This is a genomic window from Cellulomonas sp. SLBN-39 (assembly GCF_006715865.1).
Taxonomy (GTDB): domain Bacteria; phylum Actinomycetota; class Actinomycetes; order Actinomycetales; family Cellulomonadaceae; genus Cellulomonas.
The window spans coordinates 2,318,834-2,342,222 of the sequence record NZ_VFOA01000001.1 but is presented as its reverse complement, the minus strand read 5'-3'; the positions used below and the strand labels follow the sequence as shown (position 1 = coordinate 2,342,222).

The window sequence follows — 23,389 nt, the reverse complement described above, 5'->3', positions numbered from 1 at the left end:
CGGCGCCGCGGGCGTCAGCGGCCGACCATGGCCATGCCCGCGGCGTCGTACCGGTCGCCGTGCACGCCGACGCGGGCGGCCAGCGCGTCGAGCGCGGCCACGTCGTCGGCGCTGAGCGCGACACCGGTCGCCCCCGCGTTCTCCGCCACCCGCTCGACCCGGCGTGTGCCCGGGATCGGCACGACCCACGGGTGCTGCGCCAGCAGCCAGGCGAGCGCGACCTGCCCGGGCGTGGCACCCCGCACCGCCGCGACGTCGCGCACCCCCTGCAGCAGCGCCTCGTTCGCGGCCAGGTTCTCGGCCTCGAACCGCGGCACCCGGCGCCGGATGTCGCCCTCGGCGAACCGGGTGGCGGTGCCGACGGTGCCGGTGAGGAAGCCCTTGCCGAGCGGGCTGAACGGCACGAACCCGATGCCGAGCTCCGCGCACGTCGCCAGCACCCCCCGCTCGGGGTCACGGGTCCACAGCGAGTACTCGCTCTGCACGGCCGTCACCGGGTGCACCGCGTGCGCCCGGCGGATCGTCTCCGGGCCGGCCTCGGACAGGCCGAGGTGGCGGACCTTGCCCTCCTGCACCAGCTCGCCGACGACCCCCGCGACGTCCTCGACCGGGACGTCGGGGTCGACGCGGTGCTGGTAGAACAGGTCGATCACGTCGGTCCGCAGGCGCCGCAGCGACGCCTCGGCCACCCGCCGGACCTGCTCGGGCCGGCTGTCGAGCCCCACCGTCCGGCCGTCCTCGATGCGCCAGCCGAACTTCGTCGCCACGACGACCTGCTCGCGCACCGGGGCGAGCGCCTCGCCGACCAGCTCCTCGTTGACGTACGGCCCGTAGACCTCCGCGGTGTCGACGAACGTGACGCCGAGGTCCACCGCCGCGCGCAGCACGGCCACCATGTCCTCGCGCGTGCCGGGGTTGGGCCCGTAGCTCATCGACATGCCCATGGCGCCGAGGCCGACAGCGCTGACCTCGAGCCCCTCGCCGAGCGTCCTGGTGTGCATGTGCGTGTCCCTCCGTGCGTGGTGCGGTGCCCGCCGGGGCCGGTGCGGCGCAGAGGCGGATCGGGGTGGGCCCGGCCGTCGGGGACGGGTCGGGACCGTCAGGGGCTGGTCGTGGACGCCGGGCTGCCGTGCGCGGCGACGGCACCGGACGCGTCGGTGGTGGCCGCCCAGCTCGCGAGCACGCGCAGCGCGTCCGCCGTCGGCGAGCCCGGCTCGGCCGTGTAGACGAGCAGCGTGAGCCCCGGCGCCGCGGCGATGGTCATCGAGTCGTACATGAGCTCGACGTCGCCGACGACGGGGTGGTGGATGCGCTTGCGCCCGCCGGTGTGCACGTGCACGTGGTGCGCCGCCCAGCGGGAGCGGAACTCCTCGCTGCGTGTCGACAGCTCGCCCACGAGCGCCGTGAGCGCCGTGTCGAACGGGTCGCGCCCGGCCGCGAACCGCAGCACGCCCACGGTGTCGTCCGCCGCCCGCTCCCAGTCGGCCCAGAAGCGCGTGGCGGCCGGGTCGAGGAAGGCGAACCGCGCGTGGTTGGCGCGACGCGACGGGTCGGCGAACAGCGGCGCGTACAGCGCACGCCCCAGGGCGTTGGCGGCGAGGATGTCCAGCCGCTCGTCGCGCACCACGGCGGGCGCCTGGGTCAGGGCGTCGAGCATCACGCGCACGCTCAGGGGCACGGTCCGCGCGGCCGGCGCCGACCGACGGGCCCGGGCGGCACGGGGCCGCGCACCCCGCGCGAGGTCGCGCAGGTGCGCACGCTCGACCTCGTCGAGCCGCAGGACCGTGGCGAGCGACTCCAGGACGCTCTCCGACACCCCGGCGAGGTTGCCCCGCTCGAGCCGCACGTAGTAGTCCGAGGAGACGCCCGCGAGCATCGCGACCTCCTCGCGGCGCAGCCCCGGCACCCGGCGGTGGGTGCCGTACGCCGGCAGCCCCGCCTGCTCGGGCGTGATCCGCGCCCGCCGCGAGCGCAGGAAGTCGCGCACCTCGTCCCGGTTGTCCATGCCCGCCACGCTACGACCGGCGGGCCGCGCGGACGAGGCCCTGCCAGTACCCGTCACGGCAGGGACTCCCGCGGGCTCCCGGCCGGGGGTCTGATGGTGGGGCGCCGCCGGCGTACCGCACCCGTCGTCCACGAGGAGGCACCGCAGATGCTGCTCGAGGTCCTGGGCCTGACGGCCCTCACCGCCGTGGTCGGCCACGCCGCGACGGCCACCCGCCCGCGCCGCCCCGCGCCGTGCGACGGCCCGCCCGTGCGGGCCCCCGAAGACGCGCCCTGACCGGTCGGGCGGCGGCCGGGCTCAGGGCGCCGGCGTCGACGCGCGGAGCTCCGCGAGCGCCGCGACGGCCGGCAGCCGCCACTCGTCGAGGCTGCCCGCCTCCTCCCACAGCTCGTACGCCTCGGACGTCTCCGGGCCCGCCAGCGTCCGGTCGGCCTGCTCGGCGATCCACGCCACGACCTCCGGCGTGAACGCCGGCGCGACCCGGCCGAGGTCGAGGTCCCCGGGGGCGGGCCGCAGCCCCCGCACGGCGAGCGCGAGGTCGACCAGGGCGAGCGCGATCTGCCCGCCGTCGACCTCGAGGTACTCGTCCTCGAACGCCCAGGCCAGGTCCTCGACGACCAGTCCGCCGTCCTCGATCTCCGCGCGCAGGTCGAGCGCCCCGTCGTTCTCCCACGGCCCCGCACCCCAAGCGCCCACGGTCGGCTCCTCCCGCCGCGGGCCACGCACCCGCGTGCTGCGCAGCACCCTGCCAGCAGCAGCCGGCACGGACGACGGGACGCACCGTGCCGGCAGCGGTGCGCGTGGCCGGCGGCTCCCCTACGGTCGTCCCGTGACGCAGCCGCCGCAGGTGCAGGTGACGTTCGACTCCGCCGACCCCGTCCGGGTCGGGCTGTTCTGGTGCGCCGCCCTCGGGTACGCCCCGGCGGCCCCGCCGGACGACGCGGCCACCTGGGACGACGCCGCCCACGGGTGGGGCTCGTCCGACCCGGGCGCGTGGTTCGCGTGCAGCGACCCCGCCGGCGCCCGTCCCCGGCTGTACTTCCAGCGGGTGCCCGAGGGCAAGGTCGTGAAGAACCGCGTCCACCTCGACGTCAAGGTCGGCGCCGGCCTCGTCGGCGAGGCCCGCCTGGCCGTGCTCGAGGCCGAGTGCACGCGGCTGCTCGCGCTCGGCGCCACCCGGCTGCGCCTCATGCTCGCCGACGAGGAGAACGAGTCGTGCCTCGTCATGGCGGACGTCGAGGGCAACGAGTTCTGCCTCGACTGAGGCCGCCCCGCCCGACGACCGCCACCCCCGGGCGACGTGCCCGGGGGTGGCGGCGGCCGTCAGTCGCCCTTGACGTTGACGACCTGGCGCAGGACGTGCCGGACCTCCACAAGGTCCTTCGCGTCGGCCATCACCTGGTCGATGTCCTTGTAGGCGGCGGGGATCTCGTCGAGGAACGCGTCGGTGTCCCGGTACTCGATCCCGACCATGGCCTCGCGCAGCTGCTCGTGGGTGAACGTGCGGCGCGCGGCCGTGCGCGAGTACTGCCGCCCGGCGCCGTGCGGGCTCGAGCACAGCGACATCGCGTCGCCGGTGCCGACCACGACGTACGACGCCGTGCCCATCGAGCCCGGGATGAGGCCGGGGTCGCCGGCCCGGGCCCGGATCGCCCCCTTGCGGGACACCCACACCTTCCGGCCGAAGTGCTCCTCCAGCTCGGTGAAGTTGTGGTGGCAGTTGACGCGCTCGCGCTCCTGCACGGGCTCGCCCATGAACTGCGCGAGGGCCTCGACGACCCGGTCCATCATCTCCTCGCGGTTGGCCAGGGCGTAGTCCTGGGCCCACCGCAGCTCGCGCACGTACGCCCAGAACTCGTCGGTGCCCTCCACGAGGTAGGCCAGGTCGCGGTCGGGCAGCTCGATCCACCAGCGGCGGCACAGCTCGGCGGCGACCTGGATGTGGTGCTGGGCGATCTTGTTGCCCACGCCGCGCGAGCCCGAGTGCAGGAACAGCCACACGGTGTCCGCCTCGTCGACGCTCACCTCGATGAAGTGGTTGCCGGACCCGAGCGAGCCGAGCTGCAGGGCCCACCGCGACGCGTACCGGCCGGGGTCGAAGCCTGCGGCCGCGGCCGCCTCCTCCAGCACCGCGACGCGCGCCGCGGCCGAGGCCGTGAGGGTCGCGTTGGCGGCACCCGCCGACAGCGGCACGCGCCGCTCGACGTCCTGGCGCAGCGCGGACAGCGGGCGGCCCGTGCCGCGCAGCTGCTCGCCCGTCCACTGGGTGCGGACCGCGATCATCCCGCAGCCGATGTCCACGCCGACGGCCGCCGGGATGAGCGCCCGCTCGGTGGGGATCACGCTGCCGACGGTCGCGCCCTTGCCCAGGTGGGCGTCGGGCATGAGGGCCACGTGCGGGTGCACGAAGGGCAGGGCGGAGGTGCGCAGCGCCTGCTCCCGGGTCGCGGCGTCCAGCACCGAGGCCCAGCTGACGAGGCGCGCACCGATCTTCTCGAACGACATGCGGGCGAGCGTGCCAGCCCGGGCGAGGCCGTGCCGACCTGATATCCGCCCCGGCCACGGGCCCGGCCTCAGGCCGGGACGGGGGCCCGCGGCACGTCGAGGCGGTCGACGGGCAGCGGGTGGGCCAGGTGGAAGCCCTGGACGAGGTCGCAGCCGGTGGCGCGCACGGCCTCGAGCTGCTCGGCGGTCTCGACGCCCTCGGCCACGACGGCCAGGCCGGTGGCGTGGGCGGCGTGCACGACGAGCTCGAGCAGCCGCCGGCCGCGCTCGGTCGCGGGGGCGACGAGGGACCGGTCGATCTTCAGGGTCGACGCCGGCAGGTCCTGCATGCGGCCGATCGAGGTGTACCCGGTGCCGAAGTCGTCGATGCTGACGCCCACGCCCAGGTCGCGCAGGGCCTGCAGGCGCGCGGGCGCCTCGGGGTGGTGCACGAACGTGGTCTCGGTGATCTCCAGGACGAGCCGGCGCGGGTCCACGCCCGTCATCGACAGCGCGACCTCGACGTCGTCGACGACGGCCGGCGAGGCGAGGTGCCGGCCGGAGATGTTGACGGCGACGGTGACGGGCGAGCGGCCCTCAGCGTCCCAGCGGGCGATCTGCCCGCACGCCTCGACCAGGCCCCAGCGCCCGACGTCGCGGATCAGCGACGACTGCTCGGCGAGCGGGATGAACTCCGCGGGGGCGAGGACGCCGTGCCCGGGCCGGTCCCAGCGGGCCAGGGCCTCGTACCCGACGACGTCGCCCGAGCCGACGTCGACGATCGGCTGGTAGTGCATGACGAAGTCGCCCGCGGCGAGGCCGTGGCGGATCGCGACCTCGAGCTCGGCCGTCTCGCGCAGGTGGCGGCGCAGCTCGTCGTCGAAGACCTCGACGCGGCCGCGGCCCGCGGACTTCGCCCGGTAGGCGGCGGCGTCGGCCTCCTGCAGGAGCACGTCTGCGGCGACGGCGCCGTCGTGGCAGAGCGCGACGCCGACGGACGCGGACACGACCAGGTCGCGTCCCCGCACCCGCAGCGGCGAGCGGACGGCGTCGAGCACGCGCTGGGCGACCTGGTGCAGCACCTCCTCCGAGGGCGGGGCGTCGACGAGGACGACGATCTCGTCGCCGCCGACCCGGCCGACCAGGTCGGTGGCGCGCACGGACGCCCTCGCCCGCTCGGTGACGTGCTGGAGCACCTGGTCGCCGGCCGCGTGGCCGTACGTGTCGTTGACGGCCTTGAAGTGGTCGATGTCGAGGAACAGCAGCCCGACGATGCCGCCGTCGGCCTGCGCGCGGACCAGCGCCTCCTCGATGGTCGCGATGGTGGCGGAGCGGTTGGCGACGCCCGTGAGGTCGTCGTGCGAGGCCTGGTGGGCGAGGGCGACCTGCACGGCCTGCCGCTGCCGGACGGCGCGCTCGGAGTGCTGCACCGCGACGTACATCCGGCGCAGCGTGAGGCCGACGACGACGAGGAAGCCGACCCGGACCGGCCAGGTGTCGTGCTCGCGGCCGGTGAGGATCTCGGCGCTCTCGATCGACGGTGCCACGAGCCCGGCGAGGACCATGCCCGCCATGCGCCAACGCGTCAGGCGCGCGGACGTCGTGGCCGGCCGTCCGACGTGCCGCATCGACGGGTGCAGGGCGGCGGCCCCGGCGAGCAGGTACGACATCAGCCACAGCGCGTCGAGCCAGCTGCCCAGGCTCTCGCCGTACGTGAAGGAGAAGACGACGTCCGCGACGAGCAGGAGGATCGTCGAGGTCACGAGGAGCTGGTACGCCGCCGGCCGGGCGCCCGGGGCCAGGCTCAGCCGGGCCAGCGCCGCGACGACCACGACGTCGACCAGCGGGTAGCCCAGCGCGAGGGCCGTGGGGACCGGGGGGTCGCCCGCGAGGAGGATCGGCTCGGCGACGAACACGTAGACCAGCAGCCCGAGCGCCGACGTGGCGATGGCGGCCTCGAGCCGGCCCACCGGGTCCGGGCCGGCGCGGCGGGCCCGGACCAGCAGGACGAGGCCGCCGACGAGCAGCGGGTACGCGCTGAGGTAGACGAGGTCGGCGGGCGACGGGAACGGCTCGACGCCCAGCACGTGGCGGTACCAGGAGAACATCGCGTCGCCCGCGACCATGACGAGCTGCCCGGCCGCGACGAGGTACCACGCGAGGGCCGCGGCAGGGCGGTGGATGCGGATGCCGACGACCATCGCCGCGACGCCGATCAGCCCGACGACGACGAACGCGACGTCGCGCGGCGCACCGACGGGCAGCAGGGACCACACCACGAGGGCCGCTGCTGCGACCGTCTGGTACGGGGCCCACCACCTGTGCATGACGGCGGGATCGACCGGCCGCCGACCCCGGTGAGGAGTCGTCCGACGTGTCCCCCGCGTGCGCGCGACGTTCACCCTCCCCGCACGAGGCCTGCACGGACGCCTGTCATCGAGGGGTTGTCCATCCGTCATGGGCGGGACTACGGTCGGTCGGGTCCGTCGAATGGAGACAAAACGTGACATTTGCACCCGTACGACCCCGCCATCACACCCGCAGGCCCGCCGACCCGCGCGCACGACGACGTGCCGCCGCGCTCGTCGGCGTGATCCTGCTCGCCGCGACCGCGACCGCCTCGCACGCCGCCGTGACCGGCACCGGAGCCGGCACCAACGACGCGGCGACGCTGCCGACGTCCGTCGGCGACGTCCTGTGGTCCCAGGAGTTCAACGGCGCCGCCGGCACCGCCCCCGACAGCTCGGTGTGGAGCTACGACACCGGCGCCAACGGCTGGGGCAACGCCGAGCTGCAGAACTACACGACGTCGCGCGCGAACTCCGCGCTCGACGGCGCGGGCAACCTCGTGATCACCGCCCGCCGCGAGGCCGACGGCGGCTACACGTCGGCCCGCCTGCAGACCAACGACAAGGTCGAGATCCAGTACGGCCGCATCGAGGCCCGCATGCAGATCCCCCGCGGCCAGGGCATCTGGCCCGCGTTCTGGATGCTCGGCGCCGACTTCCCCGCCACGTCGTGGCCGTCGTCCGGCGAGATCGACGTCATGGAGAACGTCGGCAAGGAGCCGCACCTCGTGCACGGCACCGTGCACGGCCCCGGGTACTCCGGCGGCAGCGGCATCACCGGCAGCTCCATGCACCCGCAGGGCTGGTCGTTCGCCGACGACTTCCACACCTTCGCGGTCGACTGGAAGCCCGGGCAGATCACCTGGTACGTCGACGGCACGCAGTACCACCAGGTCACGCGCGCGTCCGTCGGCTCCAACGCCTGGGTGTTCGACAAGCCGTACTTCCTCATCCTCAACGTCGCCGTGGGCGGCGGCTGGCCCGGCTACCCCGACGCCACGACGAGCTTCCCGCAGCAGATGAAGGTCGACTGGATCCGGGTGCTCGACAACGGCACCGGCACCGGCGGCACGGGCACCGGCACGCTGCGCGTCAACGGCCAGCTCTGCCTCGACGTGCCGTGGGGCGAGGCCCGCGACGGCAACCCGGCGCAGGTCGTCGCGTGCAACGGCAACGTCGCCCAGCAGTGGACCCGCGCCGCCGACGGCACCGTGCGGGCCCTGGGCAAGTGCCTCGACGTGGCCGGCGGCGGCACCGCCAACGGCACCGTCGTGCAGCTGTGGACGTGCAACGGCACGGGCGCGCAGCGCTGGACGTACGACGCCACCACCGGGGCGCTGCGCAACCCGCAGTCGGGACGCTGCCTCGACGCCGTGGGCGGCCTGCCCGTGCGCGACGGGCAGCGCGTGCAGGTCTGGGACTGCACGGGCGCCGGCAACCAGCGCTGGACCGTCTGACCCGACGCAGGACGACGGGCGCCCGCCGCACCGGTGGGCGCCCGTCGTCGCGTCCGGGACGGTCCGCCCGGTCAGGCCCGCGCGCCGGGGGGCGCGGTGCGCGCGGCGGCACGACCGGCCACCGCGCCGGCGAGCAGCACCACGGCGACGCCCCCGACGGCCCACGGCAGCCCCACCGCGTCGCCCGCCGCACCGATCGCCGGGGGCCCGGCGACGTTGGCCAGCGACGCCAGCGACGTGACCGCGGCGATCCGTGCGGCGGCGTCGCCCTGGGCCGCCGCCAGGCTCACGGCGACGGGCACGGCGAGCGCGGCGCCCAGGCCCCACACCCCGGCACCGGCGTAGGCCACCGGGACCGACGGCGCGGTGACGAGCACGAGCACGCCGGCCGCCGAGACGAGGGCGGACGCGACGAGCGTGGCACCCCGCCCGACCCGGTCGACGAGGCGGCCGCCGAGCAGCCGGCCCGCGGTCTGCGCGACGAGGAACACCGAGACGAACGTGGCGGCGGCGCCCTCGTCGACCGCGAGGGCCTCGACGACGAGCGGCGCCATCCAGCTGTTCGCGGCGCCCTCGGACAGGGCGGCGCCGAACACCACGACCCCGAGCAGCACGGTCGGGCGCTCGAACCACACGCCGGTGCGCCGTCGCGCGCGGGGGGCGACCGCCGCGGGGTGCTCCCCGGAACGCTCCAGGTGGGCCCGGGGTGCGTGCGCGTGGTCGCCGCGCAGCAGCAGGCTCACCGCGCCCCGCCCGAGCGCCGCGAGCGCGGCGAGCGCGGCGATCTGGGCGGCGGGCCCGACGCCGGCCGCCGCCGCGACGCCGCCGAGGGCGGCACCCGCCGCGCCCGCGATCGAGTACGCGGCGTGGAACTGCGGCAGCACCGTGCGCCCGACGCGCCGCTCCGCCTCGGTGCCGAGCACGGCCTGCGGCACGTTGGTGAGGGCGAACGCGGCGCCGTGCAGCACGGCCGCGCCGAGGAGCCCGGCCACGGTGCCGACGTGCAGGGCCGCCGCGAGCCCGGCGTAGGCGAGCACGAACCCGACGGTCGCCGCGAGGTACACGCGCGGCGCGCCCGACCGCTGCACCCACCGGCCCGCGAGCGGGATCGTCACCAGCGTGCCGAGCGCGTTGGCCATGAGGAGGCGACCGAGGCCGCCCGCGTCGAGGCCGGCCTCGGCGCCGATCGCGGGCAGCCGCACCGTCCAGGCGGCCAGGCTGAACCCGTTGACGCAGTACGCGGCGAGGACCACGGCGCGCAGCCGCCACGCACCCGGGGAGGCCGCTGCCCGGCCGACGGGTGCGTCCACGACCCGCCCGCTCACGGCAGGGCGGTGAGCACGACCCGCAGCACCTGGTGCGAGGGGCGCAGCCGGTACCGGGGCAGCACCCCCTGCCCGCACGACGCGGTGCCCACACCGCTGCGGGCGGCGTCGAGCGAGACGTGGGTCGCGGTGGCGGGCGGCAGGTCGTGGTCGTGCGCGGTGGTGGCGACGGTGCGCCGGTCCCACGGGCGGACGGTGAGGGCGACCCTCGCCCCCTGCACGTGCAGCGCGGGGCCGGCGGCGAGCGTCACGGTGGCCTCGTCGACGACGCGCGCACCGTGCTCCTGCGGGCGCACGGTCCGCACGGCGTAGTCGTCGCGGTCGGCGGTGTACGTGCCCCAGCGCGCGCCCTGGCCGGTGTCGGGATACTGCGGGCCCGGCCCGAACCCGGTCCAGCGCACGTCCCGCGTCGCGCCGTCGAGGCGCAGGTCCAGCCCGAGCCGCGCCCAGTCGCACGGCCACGGGCCGGTCGGGTCGACGGTGAGCTCGAGCGCGACGCCTGTGCCGTCGGACGTCCACCGCCACGTGCAGTCGAGGCCCGCGTCCAGGACGGGCGGGGCGACGCGCGTGCGCACCACGACCGCGTCCGTCCCGACGTGCAGGCCGACGAGCCGGGACCGCAGGTCGTCCAGGCGGGCGGCGGCCCACCGGTCGGCGACCGGCGGCAGGTCGGGCTCGTCCCAGCCGACGCCGCGGTCGTTGTCGGTCGGCGCGCGCCACAGGCCCACGGCGACGTCGTGCAGCGCGAGCGCCCCGAGAGCCGTCGGCATGCCGGTGGCCCGGTCGAGGACGAGCGGGCCGAGCCGCACCGCGTCGTCGACGGACGGGGCGACGAGCGGCCCGTCGACACGGACGGGGGCGGGGGCCGCGACGCGCTGGACGACCGCGACGTCGTGCCCCGCAGGTGCCCACGGCAGGTCGTGGCGGGTCCGTGCCCGGACGGTCACGCTCGCGTCGCGCACGGCGTCGGGCAGCCGCAGCGGCACGGTCGTCGCGGCCCCTGCGCCGACGGCGGGCACGTCCAGCACGGCCGGCTGCTCGTGACCGGGCACGTCGGCGGACCAGACGACCTCGAGGTCGTCGGTGGTCCGGGTGTGCCGCAGGTTGCGCACCGTCAGCGCGCCGAGGTCCTCGTCGAGGTCGAGCCGGACGGGGGCGACGACCGCCGCGAGGTCGGCGAGCGCGGGGCCCGGGGTGCGGTCGGCGTGCACCAGCCCGTCGACGACGAACGACCCGTCGTGCACGACCTCGCCGAAGTCCCCGCCGTACAGCCACCGGGTCGTCCCGTCGGGGCCGTCGACCGCGAGCGTGTGCTCGACCCACTCCCACACGAACCCGCCGGCCAGCCGGGGGTGCGCCTCGAACAGCTCCTGGTACTCCGTCAGCCCGCCCGGGCCGTTGCCCATGGCGTGCGCGTACTCGCAGAGCACGAACGGCAGCGCGGCCCGGTGCCGCTCGGCGTCCGTGGCCCCGCCGGGGGGCTCGGCGCCGATCGCGGCGACCTCGTCGGTCGTCGCGTACATGCGCGAGTGCACGTCGACGTAGGTGGACGCCCGGTCGCCCTCGTAGTGGACGAGCCGCTCGGGGTCGCGCGCGGCGGTCCAGCGCCCGGCGGCCTCGAGGTTGGCGCCGGTGCCCGCCTCGTTGCCCAGCGACCACATCAGCACCGCCGGGTGGTTCTTGTCGCGCTCGACGGTGCGGCGCACGCGGTCGAGCACGGCGTCGCGCCACGCCGGGTCGTCCGACGGGTTGCGTCGCCAGCCGACCAGCTCGAAGCCGTGGGTCTCGAGGTCGTTCTCCAGCACGACGAGCAGGCCGAGCTCGTCGGCGAGGTCGAGGAACGACGCGGCGGGCGGGTAGTGCGACGTGCGCACGGCGTTGAGGTTGGCCCGGCGCATCTGCAGCAGCTCGGCGCGGGTGTCCTCGTCGGTCACGGACCGCCCGTGCCGGGGGTGGTACTCGTGGCGGTTGACGCCGCGCAGCAGCACGGGGCGCCCGTTGAGCAGGAGGGTCGCGTCCTCGACGCGGACGGTGCGGAAGCCGAGGCGCAGGGTGACGGTCTCCGTCGGGGTGCTCACGGTGGCGTCGTACAGGTGCGGGTCCTCGTCGGACCACGGCCGCACCGCCGGCAGGTGGTGCACGACGTCCGCGGCGACGCCCTGCAGCCCGAGGCCCGGCACGCTCACGCGCGCGGGTGCGACGGCGCCGTCCTCGAGCGCGACGTCGACGCGCAGGGTGCCCGAGCCGTCCTCGTGGTCGTAGCCGGCGTGGACGAAGACGTCGCGGACGCCGCCGGCGGGCCGGGCCAGGAGCGTGACGGACCGGAAGACGCCGGGCAGCCACCACATGTCCTGGTCCTCGAGGTAGCTGACGGCGGACCACTGCGCGACGCGCACGGCCAGCACGTTGCGCCCGGGGCGCAGCACCCCCGTGGTGGGGAGCTCGTGCGTGAGGCGGCTGCCGCGCAGGGTGCCGAGCTCGACACCGTTGAGCCACACCGTCGCCGCGCCCTCGACGCCCTCGAACCGCACGAGCGTGGGGTGCGTGAGCAGCGCGTCGTCGGCGACGAGCTCGAGCCGGTGGTCGGCGACGACGTTCTCGTCGGGCGGGTGCGGCGGGTCGACGGGGAACGGGTACTGGAGGTTGCTGTACGCCGGGGCGCCGTGGCCCTGCAGCACCCAGTGGCCGGGCACCTGCACGTCGTCCCACGCGTCCGGGTCGAGCGCGGCGTCGGGCCGCTGCCAGCCGTCGTCGCGCACGTGCCGCGGCGACGGCCACGTGCGCAGGCGCCACGTGCCGTCGAGCACCTGGGCGGGGGCGTCGGTGCGCAGGTGCGCGCGGGGCGGCAGCGTGCCGCGCGCCGGGGCGGTCGAGGCGAGGTCGTCGACGAGGGCCGCGACGAGGTCCGGGGTGGGGTCGGTGGTGCTCACAGTGCTCCGGCCAGGGCGAGGGCGCCCTCCACGGGCGCCACGGTCAGGACGTCGAGGGTCAGGTGCGGCGCGTGCCGGGCCAGGCCGGCGCGCAGCAGGTCCTGCAGGAGGGGCTGGGCGGTGACGACCCCGCCGGCGGCGACGACCGCGTCCCCCCGCGCGCCGCGCCGGTGCACGGCGGCGACGTTGGCGGCCAGGACGTCGGCGGCGCCGTGCAGCACCTCGGCGGCGAGGGACGAGCCGGCCGCGGCGGCGTCGAACACCAGGGGCGCGTGGACCCCCCAGGCGAAGGGCCGCTGCTCGGACACCGCGAGCGCGAGGTCCTGCACGGTGCCGACGGCGTAGGCGTCGCACAGCGACCGGACGGCGGGGTCGGCGAACGCCGCGTCGGGCCCTTCCCAGTCGGCCAGGCGCAGCGCGGCGCGGACGGTCTCGCGCACGAGCGCCGGGGCGCTGCCGTGGTCCGAGAGCAGGGCGCCGTGGCCGTCCGCGCTGATCGTGCGACCGTCGGCGTCCGTGCCGACCGCGACGGCACCGGTGCCCACGATGAGCGCGACGCAGTGCCGGTGCCCCGCGGCGGGGCCGAGCAGCTGGGCGTCGTTGAGCACCAGGACCGGCCCGCGGGCGCGCCCGGCGAGCTCGGCGGAGGCGGCGTCGCGCTGGGCCGGGGTGTCGACGCCGTGCAGGCCGAGCACGAGACGGCCGTCGAGGCCGCCGCCGCCGGGCACGGCCGCGTCGACGACGGCGGCGAGCCGGTCGAAGTTCGCGGGCGTGGAGAACAGCGACCCTTGCCGCCAGGTGTCGGACGGCACGACCGTGTCGAGCCGTCGACCGTCGGGCAGCACGACGGCCACGTGGGTCTTCGTGCCGCCGACGTCGACGCCGACGCGCGTCGACGCACCCCCGGAGGTGGGCGCGGGTGCCGCGTCGAGCACGGCGATCTCCTCAGGCAAGGTAGACCGATCCCTTCGTGCGACGGGCCATGAGCTCGCCGACGCCGACGAGGGCGGCGTCGGCGCCGAGCAGCGCGGTGCGGATGGTCGGGGGGAACGGGATGCGCCCGGCGAGCCGCTGCTCGATCTCGCGCACCACCCACCCCGCGTCGGCGGGCAGCCGGCCCTGCAGGACGACCGCCTCGGGGTCGATGACGGTGGCCAGCGCCACCACGGCGAGCGCGAGGTGGTCGAGCACCTCGGCGGCGAGGTCGCGCGCGTCGACGTCCCCCGCGGCGGCGGCCGCGAGCAGCCCGGCGCCGTCGAGCGGGCCGGCGGCGCCGCGGTAGCGGGGCGGCACGGCGCCGATGCGGGACTCGAGGTCGCCCTGCTGGGCGAAGATCCGCCCGAGGGCCGCGCGGTCGGCGAGCAGGTAGCCGATCTCGCCGGCACCCGAGCGCGCCCCGCGCACCAGGGCGCCGTCGGAGACGATGCCCGCGCCGACGCCGACGCCGAGGACCACCGCGACGAGGCTGTGCGAGCCGCTCCCGGCGCCGTGGGCCCACTCGCCGAAGGCGATGGCGTTGGCGTCGTTCTCGACCAGCGTGGGCAGCCCGGTGCGGTGCTCGACGATCTGGCCCACGGCGAGCTGCTGCCAGCCCAGCTCGGCGGAGTTGGAGACGCGGCCGTCGGCGTGCACGACGCCGGGGACGCTCAGCGCGACGCCGAGGCAGACGCGCCCGTCGGCCTCGGCGCGCGCGACGAGGGTCGTGACGAGGTCGAGGACGTCCTCGAGGCGTCCGGCGGCGTCGACGTCGGGGGCGCCGGCGTGCGCGAGGCGGTCGGTGCGCGACCCGTCGAGCCCCACGAGCATGCCGCGCGGCCCGGCCGCGGTGACCTCGGCGGTGACGATCACGCGGCGCTCGCCGGCGAACCGCAGCAGCGTCGAGGGGCGTCCGCCCGAGGAGCGGTCGACGCCCGCCCGGACGACGAGCTGCTCGTCGAGCAGCGCCGCGCACAGCCGCTCGACGGTCGCGGACGACAGGCCGGTCCGCTCGCGCAGGGCGGAGCGGGACAGCGGCCCGTGCTGGGCGAGGGCGTCGAGCACGGCGGTGCGGTTGATGTCCGTGACGGTGCGCGTCGTGGCGGTGCGTGCCGCGGTCCTGGCCAAGGTCGCCTCTCGTCCGTGCGGGTGCCCGGGACGGCCCTGCGGGGCCGCCGAGTTTCTTATCAGTGCGAGATAGAACCACCCTTCAGGAGGTCCGGCAAGAGGCTGGTGACCAGCGATCTGCGCCGAGTCGTCCCACGTAAATTCCTTGTTTCATGCGGGTACCAGTCCGCTCCGGGGGTCTTGACCCCTTTCCTATCGCACTGATAGCAAAGGCCACCACGACGTCGGCGGAAGGGGCAGCCGCCCGACGGCGCAGCACCGCACGAGCACCACCTCACCCGCGTCACCCCCGGCCCCGACCGCCTCCGGCGGGGCCCTCCGAGAGGTCAGGAGAACCGTGAAGCTTCGCACCCTCACCGCGGCGTCGACGCTCGTCGTCGGCGCCCTCGTGCTCACCGCCTGCTCCGGCGGCAGCGCCGACGACGACGGCCCCGTCACCCTGGAGTTCGTGCTGTCCGGCGACGCCAACCAGGGCGGCGGCTACCAGGCCATGGCCGACAGGTACGAGGAGGAGACCGGCGTCCACGTCGAGATCGTCGACGTGCCCTACGAGGACCTCGTCACCCGGCTGCGCTCCGGCGCCCAGGCCGGGGACCTGCCGGCCCTCGCCCGCGCGTCCGAGGTCGACCCCCTCTGGGAGTCGCAGCTGCTGGACCTCACGACCGTCGCCGAGGAGCGCGACGTCATGGAGTCGCTCCTCGTGCCGAACGCCGACGACCAGGTCCTCGCGCTGCCGTCCGACCTGACCGCCGTCGGCCTGTTCCTCAACACCACCCTGTTCGACGAGGCCGGCGTCGAGTACCCCGGCGTCGACGACGAGCCCTGGACGTGGGACGAGCTGACCGCGGCCCTGCACGAGGTCAAGGACGCGACCGGGGCCCGGTACGGCATGGTCATGGACGCGTCCGCGCACCGCCTGCGGTCCTTCCTGTACCAGTTCGGCTCGCAGGGCGTGCAGCCGCAGGCGGACGGCACGTGGGCCCTGGACGAGGAGGGCGCCACGGCGCTGGAGTACTTCGCCGGGCTCAACGACGACGACCTCATGCCGCGCTCGGTCTGGCTGTCGGACGAGGACCCGTCGGCGATGTTCAAGTCCGGGCAGGTCGCCGCGTACTACTCCGGCGTGTGGCAGGTGACGGACTTCTCGCAGAACATCACCGACTTCGAGTGGACGACCGCGCTCATGCCCGCGCAGCCCACCCGGGCCACGAACCTCGGCACCAACTGGATGGTCGCGTTCGACGGCACGGGCGTGGAGGAGGAGACCCTCGCGTTCGTCGACTGGCTCTACAGCGCCGAGAACTACGCCGAGCTGTCGCAGATCTCCGGCTTCCTGCCGGCGGTCGAGGGCCTGGACGTCACCTACGAGGCCGACGCCGAGGCGTTCGACATGTTCTACGCCGAGATCGAGGCCTCCGACCCCATCGCGGGCGACCAGGCCACGACCGCGCTGAAGAACGGGTACGAGGGCCGGATCCTCGACTACGAGCCCCTCAAGGACGAGACCGTGAAGTACCTCAACGGCGAGCAGGACCTCGAGACCACCGTCCGCGAGATCGGCGAGCAGACCACCGAGGCCTACGCCGACTGACCCCGCCCGGGGGCCGGCCCGCCCGGGCCGGCCCCCGGTCCCCACCCCGGAGGACCCGATGACCCTGGCCCACGCGCCCGAACGCGGACCGGCCCCGGCGCACGCCCCTGCGGCCGCGGCCGCCCGCCCGCGCCGACGGCGGCCCTACGGGCGGCACACGCTCGCGCCGCTGGCGCTCACGTCCGTCGTGATCGTGCTGTTCGCGCTGTTCTTCGTGTGGCCCGGCGCGCTCGGGCTGATCTACTCCTTCACCGACTACCGCGGCATCGGCGACCTCGAGCTCGTCGGCCTGGAGAACTACCAGCAGCTCGCCGGCGACGCGGACTTCTGGAGCGCGCTGACGCGCACGTTCCTCTACGTCGCGCTGTCCGTGCCGCTCACCGTGGCGCTCGCGCTCGGCATCGCGGTGCTCCTGACCAACCGGTTCGCGCGCGGCACCTCGGTCGCGAAGGTCGTCTTCTTCCTGCCCTGGCTCATCTCGCCGATCGTCACCGGCGTCGTGTGGCGGTGGCTGTTCGGCGAGAGCTTCGGGTTCGTCAACTACGTGCTCGGGCGCGCCGGCGCCGACCCCCTGCCGTGGTCGTCCGACGCGAACCTCTCGCTCGCCGTCGTCGTGGTCGCGTCCGCGTGGGCGAACGTCGCGTTCAACATGCTGCTGTTCGTCGCCGCGATCCGGAACGTGCCCCCGTCGTACTACGAGGCCGCGCAGCTCGACGGCGCCAACGCCTGGCACCGGTTCCGGCACATCACGCTGCCCGGCATCGCGCCGACCACGTTCATGGTCGTCCTGCTCTCCACGATCGGCTCCATGAAGGAGTTCGCCATGGTGCAGGCCCTCAACGGCGGCGGCCCCGGCACCCAGAACCGCCTGATCGTCCAGTACATCTACGAGACCGGCTTCAACCGGGCCCAGATCGGCTACGCCAGCGCCGTGTCGATGGTGCTCATGGTGATCCTGCTGGTGATCGCCCTCGTCCAGCTCCGCTTCGAGAAGAGGATCCGCGATGCCTTCTGAGCCCGCCCTCGCGCCGGCCGCGCCGTCGCCGGACCGCCCGCGGCCGCGCACCCGCCGCACCCCGCTCGGCGTGCGCGTGGCGCGCGCGACCCCCTCGACGCTCGCGCTCGCCGTGCTCGTCGTCCTCTTCCTGTTCCCGCTGGTGTGGTTCGTGCTCAGCTCGGTCAAGCCCGGCGGCGAGCTGTTCCGCTTCCCGCTGACGATCTGGCCCGAGACCTGGACGTTCGACGGGTACGCGCGGGCCTGGGAGCGGGTCGACTTCAGCCTGTACTTCCGCAACACCGCCCTCGTGGCGACCGTCACCACCGTGCTCACCGTGTTCTTCAGCGCGGCGACGGGCTACGCGCTGGCCAAGTACCGCTCCTGGTGGCTCAGCGCCCTGTTCGTGTGCATCCTCGCCACGACGATGCTGCCCACCGAGGTGATCCTCACCCCGACGTTCACGGTGATCCGCGACCTCGGCCTCTACGACTCGCTGGCCGGGATCATCATCCCGTCGGTGATCACGGCCAGCGGGATCTTCATGTTCCGGCAGTTCTTCCTCACGGTGCCCGACGAGCTGCTCGACGCGGCCCGGATCGACGGGGCCGGGGAGCTGACGACGTTCTTCCGGATCATGCTCCCCCTGTCCCGACCGATCGCCATCACCCTCGCGATCTTCAGCTTCCAGTGGCGCTGGAACGACTACATCTGGCCGCTGATCGTGCTGTCCGACCCGGACCGCTTCACGCTGCAGGTCGCGCTGCGCAGCCTCCTGGGCGCCGAGAACATCGACTGGACGCTGCTGCTGCCCGCCTCGGTGATCTCGATCGTGCCGCTCGTCGTGCTGTTCTTCGTCGCGCAGCGGTACGTGATGAGCGCCGACCTCAGCTCCGGCCTCAAGGACTGACCGTGCCCGCACCCGTACCCGCAGGCACGCCCGCCGGCAGGGGCGTCGACACCGCCTGGCGCGACCGCCTCGTCGCCGGCGCCGTCGCCGAGGCCGAGGCCGTCCTGGCCGCCGTGCCGGACGGCGCGGTCCCCGCCGCCCTGCCGCACCGCGCCACGATGCGCTCCGTCCTCGTCCTGGCGGTGGCCGACCTCGTCGGCCCCGCCGACGCCCGGCGCGCCACCGCCGCCACGGCGCTCGTCGACCACCTCGAGCGCCTCCAGGGGCCCACCGGGCTGTTCGACGGCGACAACCTCGTCTCGCCGCCGGACTCCTCGTTCACGCTGAACGACGTCGCGGCCACGCTGGAGGTGCTCGCCGCGCACGGCTCGCCGGGGCCGGGCGGCGTGGCCCCGCGGCTGCGGGCCGTCGCGCTGCGGTCGCTGGAGCACCTGCTCGTCGGCGGCGTGCACACCCCCAACCACCGGTGGGAGCTGTGCGCCGCCCTCGCCGGCCTGCACCGGCTCACCGGGGACACGCGCCTGGTCGACCGGGTCGACGAGTGGCTCGCCGAGGGCGTCGACGTCGACGCCGACGGGTTCTACTCCGAGCGCAGCCCCAACTACGCCGCGTACGTCTCGCACCCCGCGCTCCTGACGGTCGCCCGGCTCCTCGACCGCCCGGCGCTGCGGGAGCCGGTGCTGGCCTCGCTGCGCACGCTCGTCGCGCTGAGCGACGACGACGGGGAGGTCGTCTCCGTCCACTCCCGGCGGCAGGACCAGCGCGAGACCTTCGCGCTGCACGGCTTCGCCGGCCAGCTCCGGTGGGCGGCCGTGACCACGGGCGACGGTCGGCTCGCCCGCCTCGCACGCGTCGCGTGCGCCTCGCCGCACGTGGAGCACGCGCGCGAGCTGGTCGACGCCCTGCTCGACCCCGCGCGCCTCGCGGTGCTGCCGCCGGAGCTGCCGGCCGTCGACGGCACCACGCACCTGCCGACGGTCGGGCTCGTGCGGCACCGCGCGGGGACGACGACGACCACGGTGTTCGGCGGCTCGGACCACCCGCGGACCGGCCGGATCGCGTCGGGCCTGGCCAACAGCGCCACCCTCGTGCAGGTCCGCCACGGTGCCGCACGCCTGCGGGCGCTGCGGGTGTCCCCCGCGTTCTTCGACACCGGGGCGTTCCGTCCGGACGCGCTGGCGCTCCAGGGGCGCACCGTCACGCTGACCGGCGAGCGCGTCAGCGGCTACTACCAGCCCCTCGCGCCGGCGGACCGCGACCCCGGCGGGCGGTACGCCCTGACCGACGAGGGGCGGTTCTTCGCCGAGATGTCGTTCGGCGACCGACCCCGCAGCGACCTGCGTCTGTCGACGACGGTCCAGGTCGGGCTGCGCCCCCAGGGCCCGACGGTCGACGTCGCGTGCCGCGGTGTGCGCACCCGCCTGGGCCTGGAGCTCGTGCTCGGCGACGGCGACGTCGACGGGATCGAGCCGCACCCCGACGTGCCGGACGCGTGGGTCCTGCGCGGGGACGCGCTGACGGTCCGCGCCGGGGACGACGTGCTGCGCGTGCGCGTGCGCGGCCACGACGCGACCGTGCCGCCGGCGTTCGAGGACGGGGAGGTGTTCGGCTACGTGCACGGGCACGACCGGGTGCCGGGCACGCGCGTGCTCGTCGGCGGCTGGACCGACCGGCCGCTGCACGTCGACGTGGAGGCCGTCGGGTGAGCCGCGCACCCGCGACCCCCGCGCCCGGCACCGTGGCCGCGCACCTCCACGAGCAGCCCGCGGTGCTGGCCCACCAGCGCGCGGTGCTGCCCGCCGCGGTCCGGGCCGCCCTGGCGGCGGCGGACGCCGGTGGGACGACCCGGGTGCTGCTCGTCGGATCCGGGACGTCCCACCACGCCGCCCGGCTCGCGCGGCCGTCCGCGGCCCGCCCGGTCCGGGTCCTCGTGCCGGGCGACGCGCTGCACGGCGACGAGGACCTCGGCCTCGGCCCGGACCTCCTCGTCGTCGGGGTGTCCCAGAGCGGACGCAGCACCGGCACCCGCGCCGTCCTCGACCGGGCCCGGGCCGCCGGGTCCCCGACCCTCCTCGTCACGGGCGACCCCGGGCCCGGTGGCCGCGGCGGGTCCGCGGTGCTCGACGTCGCGTGCGGGCCCGAGCGCGTCGGCCCCAAGACCAAGGGGTTCACGGCCACCGTCGTGGCGCTCCACCTGCTGCTGCGTGCGCTCGACGACCCTGCCGGGGCGTCCCTGGCGTTCCTCGACGACCTCCCGGACCGCGTGCGCGCGGTGCTCGCCGACGCCGCCCCCGCGGTCGCCGCCGTGTGCGCGCGCCCCGCCCCCGAGTCCGTGCACGTCGTCACGTGGGGGCGGTGGCGGCCCGCTGCGGACGAGGGCGCCCTCAAGGTGCTCGAGACCGCGCGCGTGCCGGTCGACGTGTGGGACGTGGAGGAGTTCCTGCACGGCCCGCACCGACGGCTCGGCCCCGGCAGCATGCTCGTCGTCGTCGGCGACGACGACGCCCCCGCGGCCCACGCCGAGGCGCTGGCGGCGTTCGTCGTCGAGATCGGCGGCCGCGTGCTGCAGGTCCGCACCGGCGGGCCGCCCACGGACCCGCCCGGCACCACCGGCGACCGGCACGTCCGCGTCGGGGTGGGCGACGGGCCGGCCGCGCCGCTCGTCGCCGTCGTGGCGCTGCAGCTCCTGGCGGTGGCGCTCACCTCGGCCCGCGGACTGACCCCGGAGGACGACGTGCACCCCGGCTTCCACACCCGGCTCGGCAGCAAGACCCCGGAGGGACCCGCATGAGGATCGAGGTCGTCACCGACCCCGCCGCCGTCGGCACGACCGCCGCCGCGCTCGTCGCGGACGCGGTGCGCGACCGGCCGGCGCTGCGTCTCGGCGTCGCCACCGGGTCGTCGCCCGAGCCGCTGTACGCCGCGCTCGTCGCGCACGTGCGCCGGGGGCTCGACGTGCGGCAGGTCAGCGCGTGGGCGCTGGACGAGTACGTCGGCCTGGCGCCCGACCACCCCGAGGGGTACCGGGCCGTCGTCGACCGCACGGTGACCCGGCCGCTCGGGCTGGACCCGGCGCGCGTGCACGTCCCCGACGGCTCGGCGGGCGACCCGGACGCCGCGGCGCGCGCGTACGAGGCCGCGCTGACCGCCGCCGGCGGCGTGGACCTGCAGGTGCTGGGCATCGGGCACAACGGCCACCTGGCGTTCAACGAGCCGGGCTCCGACCCGGCGTCGCGCACCCGTGCCGTGCCGCTGACGGAGCGCACGCGCGCCGCCAACGCCCGGTTCTTCGGCGGGGACGTCGACGCCGTGCCGACCCGCGCGATCACCCAGGGCCTGGCGACGATCCTGTCGGCCCGTCGGCTCCTGCTGGTGGCGACGGGCGAGGACAAGGCGCCGGCCGTGGCCGCCGCGCTCACCGGGCCCGTGGGCCGGCAGGTGCCCGCGTCGGTCGTGCAGCTGCACGCCGACGTGACGGTCGTGCTCGACACCGCGGCCGCCGCCCTGCTGCCCGCGGGGCGCCGTGCGGCGACGGTCAGCTGAACCCGACGACCCGCTGCGCGAGACGGTAGGCCAGCAGCGACACGTGCCGCCCCGGCCGGCCGGGCAGGTTGCTCAGCGCGCCGACGGCCGACCAGCGCACCCGGCGGTACAGCCACCAGTCCTCGGCGCGCAGCTCGGCCCACAGGGCGTCACGGGCGGCCAGGTCCTGCGGGGTGCCCGAGCGCAGCAGCAGCACCGACGACACGGCGCAGACGATCTCCAGGTGGTGCAGCAGGTAGCGGCGCAGGCGCCGGTCCGTCACCGGCGTGTCGTGGAGGTGGCGCAGCATCGCGCGGTTGACGCGCAGCTGCTGGTCGAGGCGGCGCAGCATCACCGCCTCCTGCACCGACTGGTCCTCGCGGCCGATGAAGTACCGGTACAGGTCGACGTCCAGGTAGTACAGGGTGCGCACCCGGGCGAGCGGGACGAACGCGTAGAGGTTGTCGACGTAGAAGGTGTGCTCGGGCAGGCGCAGCCCCACGTCCCGCAGCAGCTGCGTGCGGTACACCATCGCGTGCATGAGCATGTACCGCCCGCGGCGGAACCGGCGCGTGCCGGACCACGTCGTCACGGTCCGCCGCGGCAGCGCGCTGCCGAACCGCACCACCGTCTTCGTCCGCTTGCCGGTCTTCTCGTAGACGAAGTTCGACACGACCAGGTCGACGTCCTGGCCGCCCTCGACGAAGGCGAGCAGGGTGCGCACCAGCTCGGCGAACGCGTCCACGTCGACCCAGTCGTCGGAGTCGACGACCTTGAACCACGTGCCCGTGGCGTGCTCGAGGCCCGTGTTGACGGCCGAGCCGTGGCCGCCGTTGGCCTTGCTGACCACCCGGACGCCCGGGTGCCGCTCCGCGTACCGCTGCGCCAGCGCGGCCGTCCCGTCGGTCGAGCCGTCGTCGACGACGACGACCTCCACGGCCGGTCCCACGCCGACGAGGGTGTCGAGGCACCGGTCGAGGTAGGCGTCGGAGTTGTAGGCGGGCACGACGACCGTGAGCACGGGCGTCGCGACCGCCGGGGTGCCCGCGCCGTGCTGCGGCGCGAGCGGGGCGAGCTGGGTCATGCGGTCCTCGCGTCGTCCAGGGCGGGCCCAGGGTCGGGCTCGCGCGTGAAGATCAGCTTGAAGATCGGGAAGAACACCCAGAACGAGATCGCCGCGTTGATGACCATGGTCAGCACGTCCGCGAGGGTCTCGCCCGTGCGGCCCAGGCCCCACGAGTCGATGAGCAGCGTGTACAGCGGCGTCTTGTACAACCCCTGGGCGGCGGCCGCACCGAGCGTGATGACGACGTAGGCCAGGGCGTACCAGGACGCCGCGCGCAGGATCGAGCTGTTCGACCGGAACGTGATCGTGCGCTGGGCGAAGAAGTTGATCACCTGCGCGATCAGCAGCGTGATCTGCACGGCGAGGAAGTATGCCAGCCCGCCTCCCCCCTCCGGGAGCGATCCGGCCGCGTAGTCGAAGACGTGGTACGCCGTTCCGTCGATGTTCGTCCCGACCGCCCACACCTGGAACGGGACGTCGACGAGCGACGTCGCGTCGAGCACCGCACGGAACGCGGGCATGAGCGCGAGCTGGAGCACGGTGATGCCGTTGCTCAGGACGAAGAAGACGACGAACTGGGCCGTGCCGGGGTGGCGCTCGGCGAACGACGACCACAGCTGGCGCAGGCGGGAGATCACGGCGGGGAGGTCCTCT

At 75.5% G+C, this 23,389-nt stretch carries 20 protein-coding genes; 9 read left to right on the top strand and 11 right to left on the bottom strand.

Annotation, left to right across the window (positions count from 1 at the left end; all coding sequences use genetic code 11):
* Positions 1-14: 14 nt before the first annotated feature.
* Positions 15-1,001: an aldo/keto reductase gene (locus FBY24_RS10810; RefSeq protein ID WP_142160489.1), complete on the bottom strand. Its 987-nt coding sequence runs from the start codon at positions 999-1,001 to the stop codon at positions 15-17.
* 98 nt (positions 1,002-1,099) lie between these two features.
* Entirely contained in the window at positions 1,100-2,005 is a 906-nt protein-coding gene (locus FBY24_RS10805; RefSeq protein ID WP_142160487.1) for a helix-turn-helix transcriptional regulator, read from the bottom strand.
* Positions 2,006-2,152: 147 nt separating this feature from the next.
* Here FBY24_RS10805 and FBY24_RS19500 point away from each other — a divergent pair, with 147 nt between their 5' ends.
* Positions 2,153-2,281 carry a hypothetical protein gene (locus FBY24_RS19500; protein WP_255432347.1) on the top strand — a complete coding sequence of 43 codons (129 nt, stop codon included), beginning with the start codon at positions 2,153-2,155 and terminating at the stop codon, positions 2,279-2,281.
* Between the two features lie 21 nt (positions 2,282-2,302).
* Here FBY24_RS19500 and FBY24_RS10800 read toward each other — a convergent pair whose 3' ends face one another.
* A complete protein-coding gene (locus FBY24_RS10800) occupies positions 2,303-2,701 on the bottom strand; it encodes a DUF4259 domain-containing protein (RefSeq protein WP_142160485.1) in 399 nt (132 codons plus the stop codon).
* A gap of 133 nt (positions 2,702-2,834) precedes the next feature.
* Between FBY24_RS10800 and FBY24_RS10795 the strand changes: the two genes are divergently transcribed.
* Positions 2,835-3,269, top strand: coding sequence for a VOC family protein (locus tag FBY24_RS10795; RefSeq protein WP_142160483.1), 435 nt, complete (start codon positions 2,835-2,837; stop codon positions 3,267-3,269).
* Positions 3,270-3,328: 59 nt separating this feature from the next.
* Here the strand turns inward: FBY24_RS10795 and FBY24_RS10790 are convergent, their stop codons facing one another.
* Together FBY24_RS10790 and FBY24_RS10785 are read right to left on the bottom strand one after the other, a co-directional pair.
* On the bottom strand, positions 3,329-4,510 hold the full coding sequence (locus tag FBY24_RS10790; RefSeq protein WP_142160481.1) for an RtcB family protein: 1,182 nt from the start codon (positions 4,508-4,510) through the stop codon (positions 3,329-3,331).
* A gap of 68 nt (positions 4,511-4,578) precedes the next feature.
* Positions 4,579-6,816, bottom strand: a complete 2,238-nt coding sequence (locus tag FBY24_RS10785; RefSeq protein ID WP_142160479.1) for a bifunctional diguanylate cyclase/phosphodiesterase — start codon at positions 6,814-6,816, stop codon at positions 4,579-4,581.
* A gap of 176 nt (positions 6,817-6,992) precedes the next feature.
* On the opposite strand from FBY24_RS10785, the gene FBY24_RS10780 reads away from it, so the two are divergent.
* Positions 6,993-8,294: a family 16 glycosylhydrolase gene (locus tag FBY24_RS10780; RefSeq protein WP_255432346.1), complete on the top strand. Its 1,302-nt coding sequence runs from the start codon at positions 6,993-6,995 to the stop codon at positions 8,292-8,294.
* A gap of 71 nt (positions 8,295-8,365) precedes the next feature.
* Here the strand turns inward: FBY24_RS10780 and FBY24_RS10775 are convergent, their stop codons facing one another.
* The 4 genes from FBY24_RS10775 to FBY24_RS10760 are packed head-to-tail and all read right to left on the bottom strand — an operon-like array spanning position 8,366 to position 14,652.
* Positions 8,366-9,619, bottom strand: a complete 1,254-nt coding sequence (locus tag FBY24_RS10775; RefSeq protein ID WP_142160477.1) for an MFS transporter — start codon at positions 9,617-9,619, stop codon at positions 8,366-8,368.
* Positions 9,616-12,549 (bottom strand): glycoside hydrolase family 2 TIM barrel-domain containing protein, encoded by a 2,934-nt coding sequence (locus FBY24_RS10770; protein WP_142160475.1) that lies wholly within the window; start codon positions 12,547-12,549, stop codon positions 9,616-9,618. The genes FBY24_RS10775 and FBY24_RS10770 overlap by 4 nt, the downstream gene beginning before the upstream one ends.
* Entirely contained in the window at positions 12,546-13,502 is a 957-nt protein-coding gene (locus FBY24_RS10765; RefSeq protein ID WP_142160473.1) for a BadF/BadG/BcrA/BcrD ATPase family protein, read from the bottom strand. Before FBY24_RS10765 ends, FBY24_RS10770 begins: the two co-directional genes overlap by 4 nt.
* Positions 13,495-14,652, bottom strand: a complete 1,158-nt coding sequence (locus FBY24_RS10760) for an ROK family transcriptional regulator (RefSeq protein ID WP_142160471.1) — start codon at positions 14,650-14,652, stop codon at positions 13,495-13,497. Before FBY24_RS10760 ends, FBY24_RS10765 begins: the two co-directional genes overlap by 8 nt.
* Before the next feature lie 337 nt (positions 14,653-14,989).
* Between FBY24_RS10760 and FBY24_RS10755 the strand changes: the two genes are divergently transcribed.
* Genes FBY24_RS10755 through FBY24_RS10730 form a run of 6 tightly spaced genes read left to right on the top strand, consistent with a single transcriptional unit; the run spans position 14,990 to position 21,690 of the window.
* Entirely contained in the window at positions 14,990-16,243 is a 1,254-nt protein-coding gene (locus tag FBY24_RS10755; protein WP_142160469.1) for an ABC transporter substrate-binding protein, read from the top strand.
* Between the two features lie 58 nt (positions 16,244-16,301).
* Entirely contained in the window at positions 16,302-17,258 is a 957-nt protein-coding gene (locus FBY24_RS10750) for a carbohydrate ABC transporter permease (protein WP_142160467.1), read from the top strand.
* The gene (locus FBY24_RS10745) at positions 17,248-18,147 is read left to right on the top strand and encodes a carbohydrate ABC transporter permease (RefSeq protein ID WP_142160465.1); all 900 of its coding nucleotides are present in this window, start codon (positions 17,248-17,250) and stop codon (positions 18,145-18,147) included. The genes FBY24_RS10750 and FBY24_RS10745 overlap by 11 nt, the downstream gene beginning before the upstream one ends.
* A gap of 2 nt (positions 18,148-18,149) precedes the next feature.
* On the top strand, positions 18,150-19,853 hold the full coding sequence (locus FBY24_RS10740; protein WP_142160463.1) for a hypothetical protein: 1,704 nt from the start codon (positions 18,150-18,152) through the stop codon (positions 19,851-19,853).
* Positions 19,850-20,938, top strand: a complete 1,089-nt coding sequence (locus FBY24_RS10735) for an SIS domain-containing protein (protein ID WP_142160460.1) — start codon at positions 19,850-19,852, stop codon at positions 20,936-20,938. The genes FBY24_RS10740 and FBY24_RS10735 overlap by 4 nt, the downstream gene beginning before the upstream one ends.
* On the top strand, positions 20,935-21,690 hold the full coding sequence (locus tag FBY24_RS10730) for a glucosamine-6-phosphate deaminase (RefSeq protein ID WP_142160458.1): 756 nt from the start codon (positions 20,935-20,937) through the stop codon (positions 21,688-21,690). Before FBY24_RS10735 ends, FBY24_RS10730 begins: the two co-directional genes overlap by 4 nt.
* On the opposite strand, the gene FBY24_RS10725 is transcribed toward FBY24_RS10730, so the two are convergent.
* Both FBY24_RS10725 and FBY24_RS10720 read right to left on the bottom strand, forming a co-directional pair.
* A complete protein-coding gene (locus FBY24_RS10725) occupies positions 21,683-22,753 on the bottom strand; it encodes a glycosyltransferase (protein WP_142160456.1) in 1,071 nt (356 codons plus the stop codon). The two genes, FBY24_RS10730 and FBY24_RS10725, sit on opposite strands and share 8 nt — an antisense overlap.
* A complete protein-coding gene (locus FBY24_RS10720; RefSeq protein WP_222117238.1) occupies positions 22,750-23,373 on the bottom strand; it encodes a hypothetical protein in 624 nt (207 codons plus the stop codon). The genes FBY24_RS10725 and FBY24_RS10720 overlap by 4 nt, the downstream gene beginning before the upstream one ends.
* Positions 23,374-23,389: the final 16 nt, after the last annotated feature.

Coding starts and splice junctions, on each gene's coding strand:
- FBY24_RS10785 (WP_142160479.1), bottom strand. CDS start 6,816: ATGCACAGGTGGTGGGCCCCGTACCAGACGGTCGCAGCAGCGGCCCTC.
- FBY24_RS10745 (WP_142160465.1), top strand. CDS start 17,248: ATGCCTTCTGAGCCCGCCCTCGCGCCGGCCGCGCCGTCGCCGGACCGC.
- FBY24_RS10810 (WP_142160489.1), bottom strand. CDS start 1,001: ATGCACACCAGGACGCTCGGCGAGGGGCTCGAGGTCAGCGCTGTCGGC.
- FBY24_RS19500 (WP_255432347.1), top strand. CDS start 2,153: ATGCTGCTCGAGGTCCTGGGCCTGACGGCCCTCACCGCCGTGGTCGGC.
- FBY24_RS10750 (WP_142160467.1), top strand. CDS start 16,302: ATGACCCTGGCCCACGCGCCCGAACGCGGACCGGCCCCGGCGCACGCC.
- FBY24_RS10805 (WP_142160487.1), bottom strand. CDS start 2,005: ATGGACAACCGGGACGAGGTGCGCGACTTCCTGCGCTCGCGGCGGGCG.
- FBY24_RS10790 (WP_142160481.1), bottom strand. CDS start 4,510: ATGTCGTTCGAGAAGATCGGTGCGCGCCTCGTCAGCTGGGCCTCGGTG.
- FBY24_RS10730 (WP_142160458.1), top strand. CDS start 20,935: ATGAGGATCGAGGTCGTCACCGACCCCGCCGCCGTCGGCACGACCGCC.
- FBY24_RS10725 (WP_142160456.1), bottom strand. CDS start 22,753: ATGACCCAGCTCGCCCCGCTCGCGCCGCAGCACGGCGCGGGCACCCCG.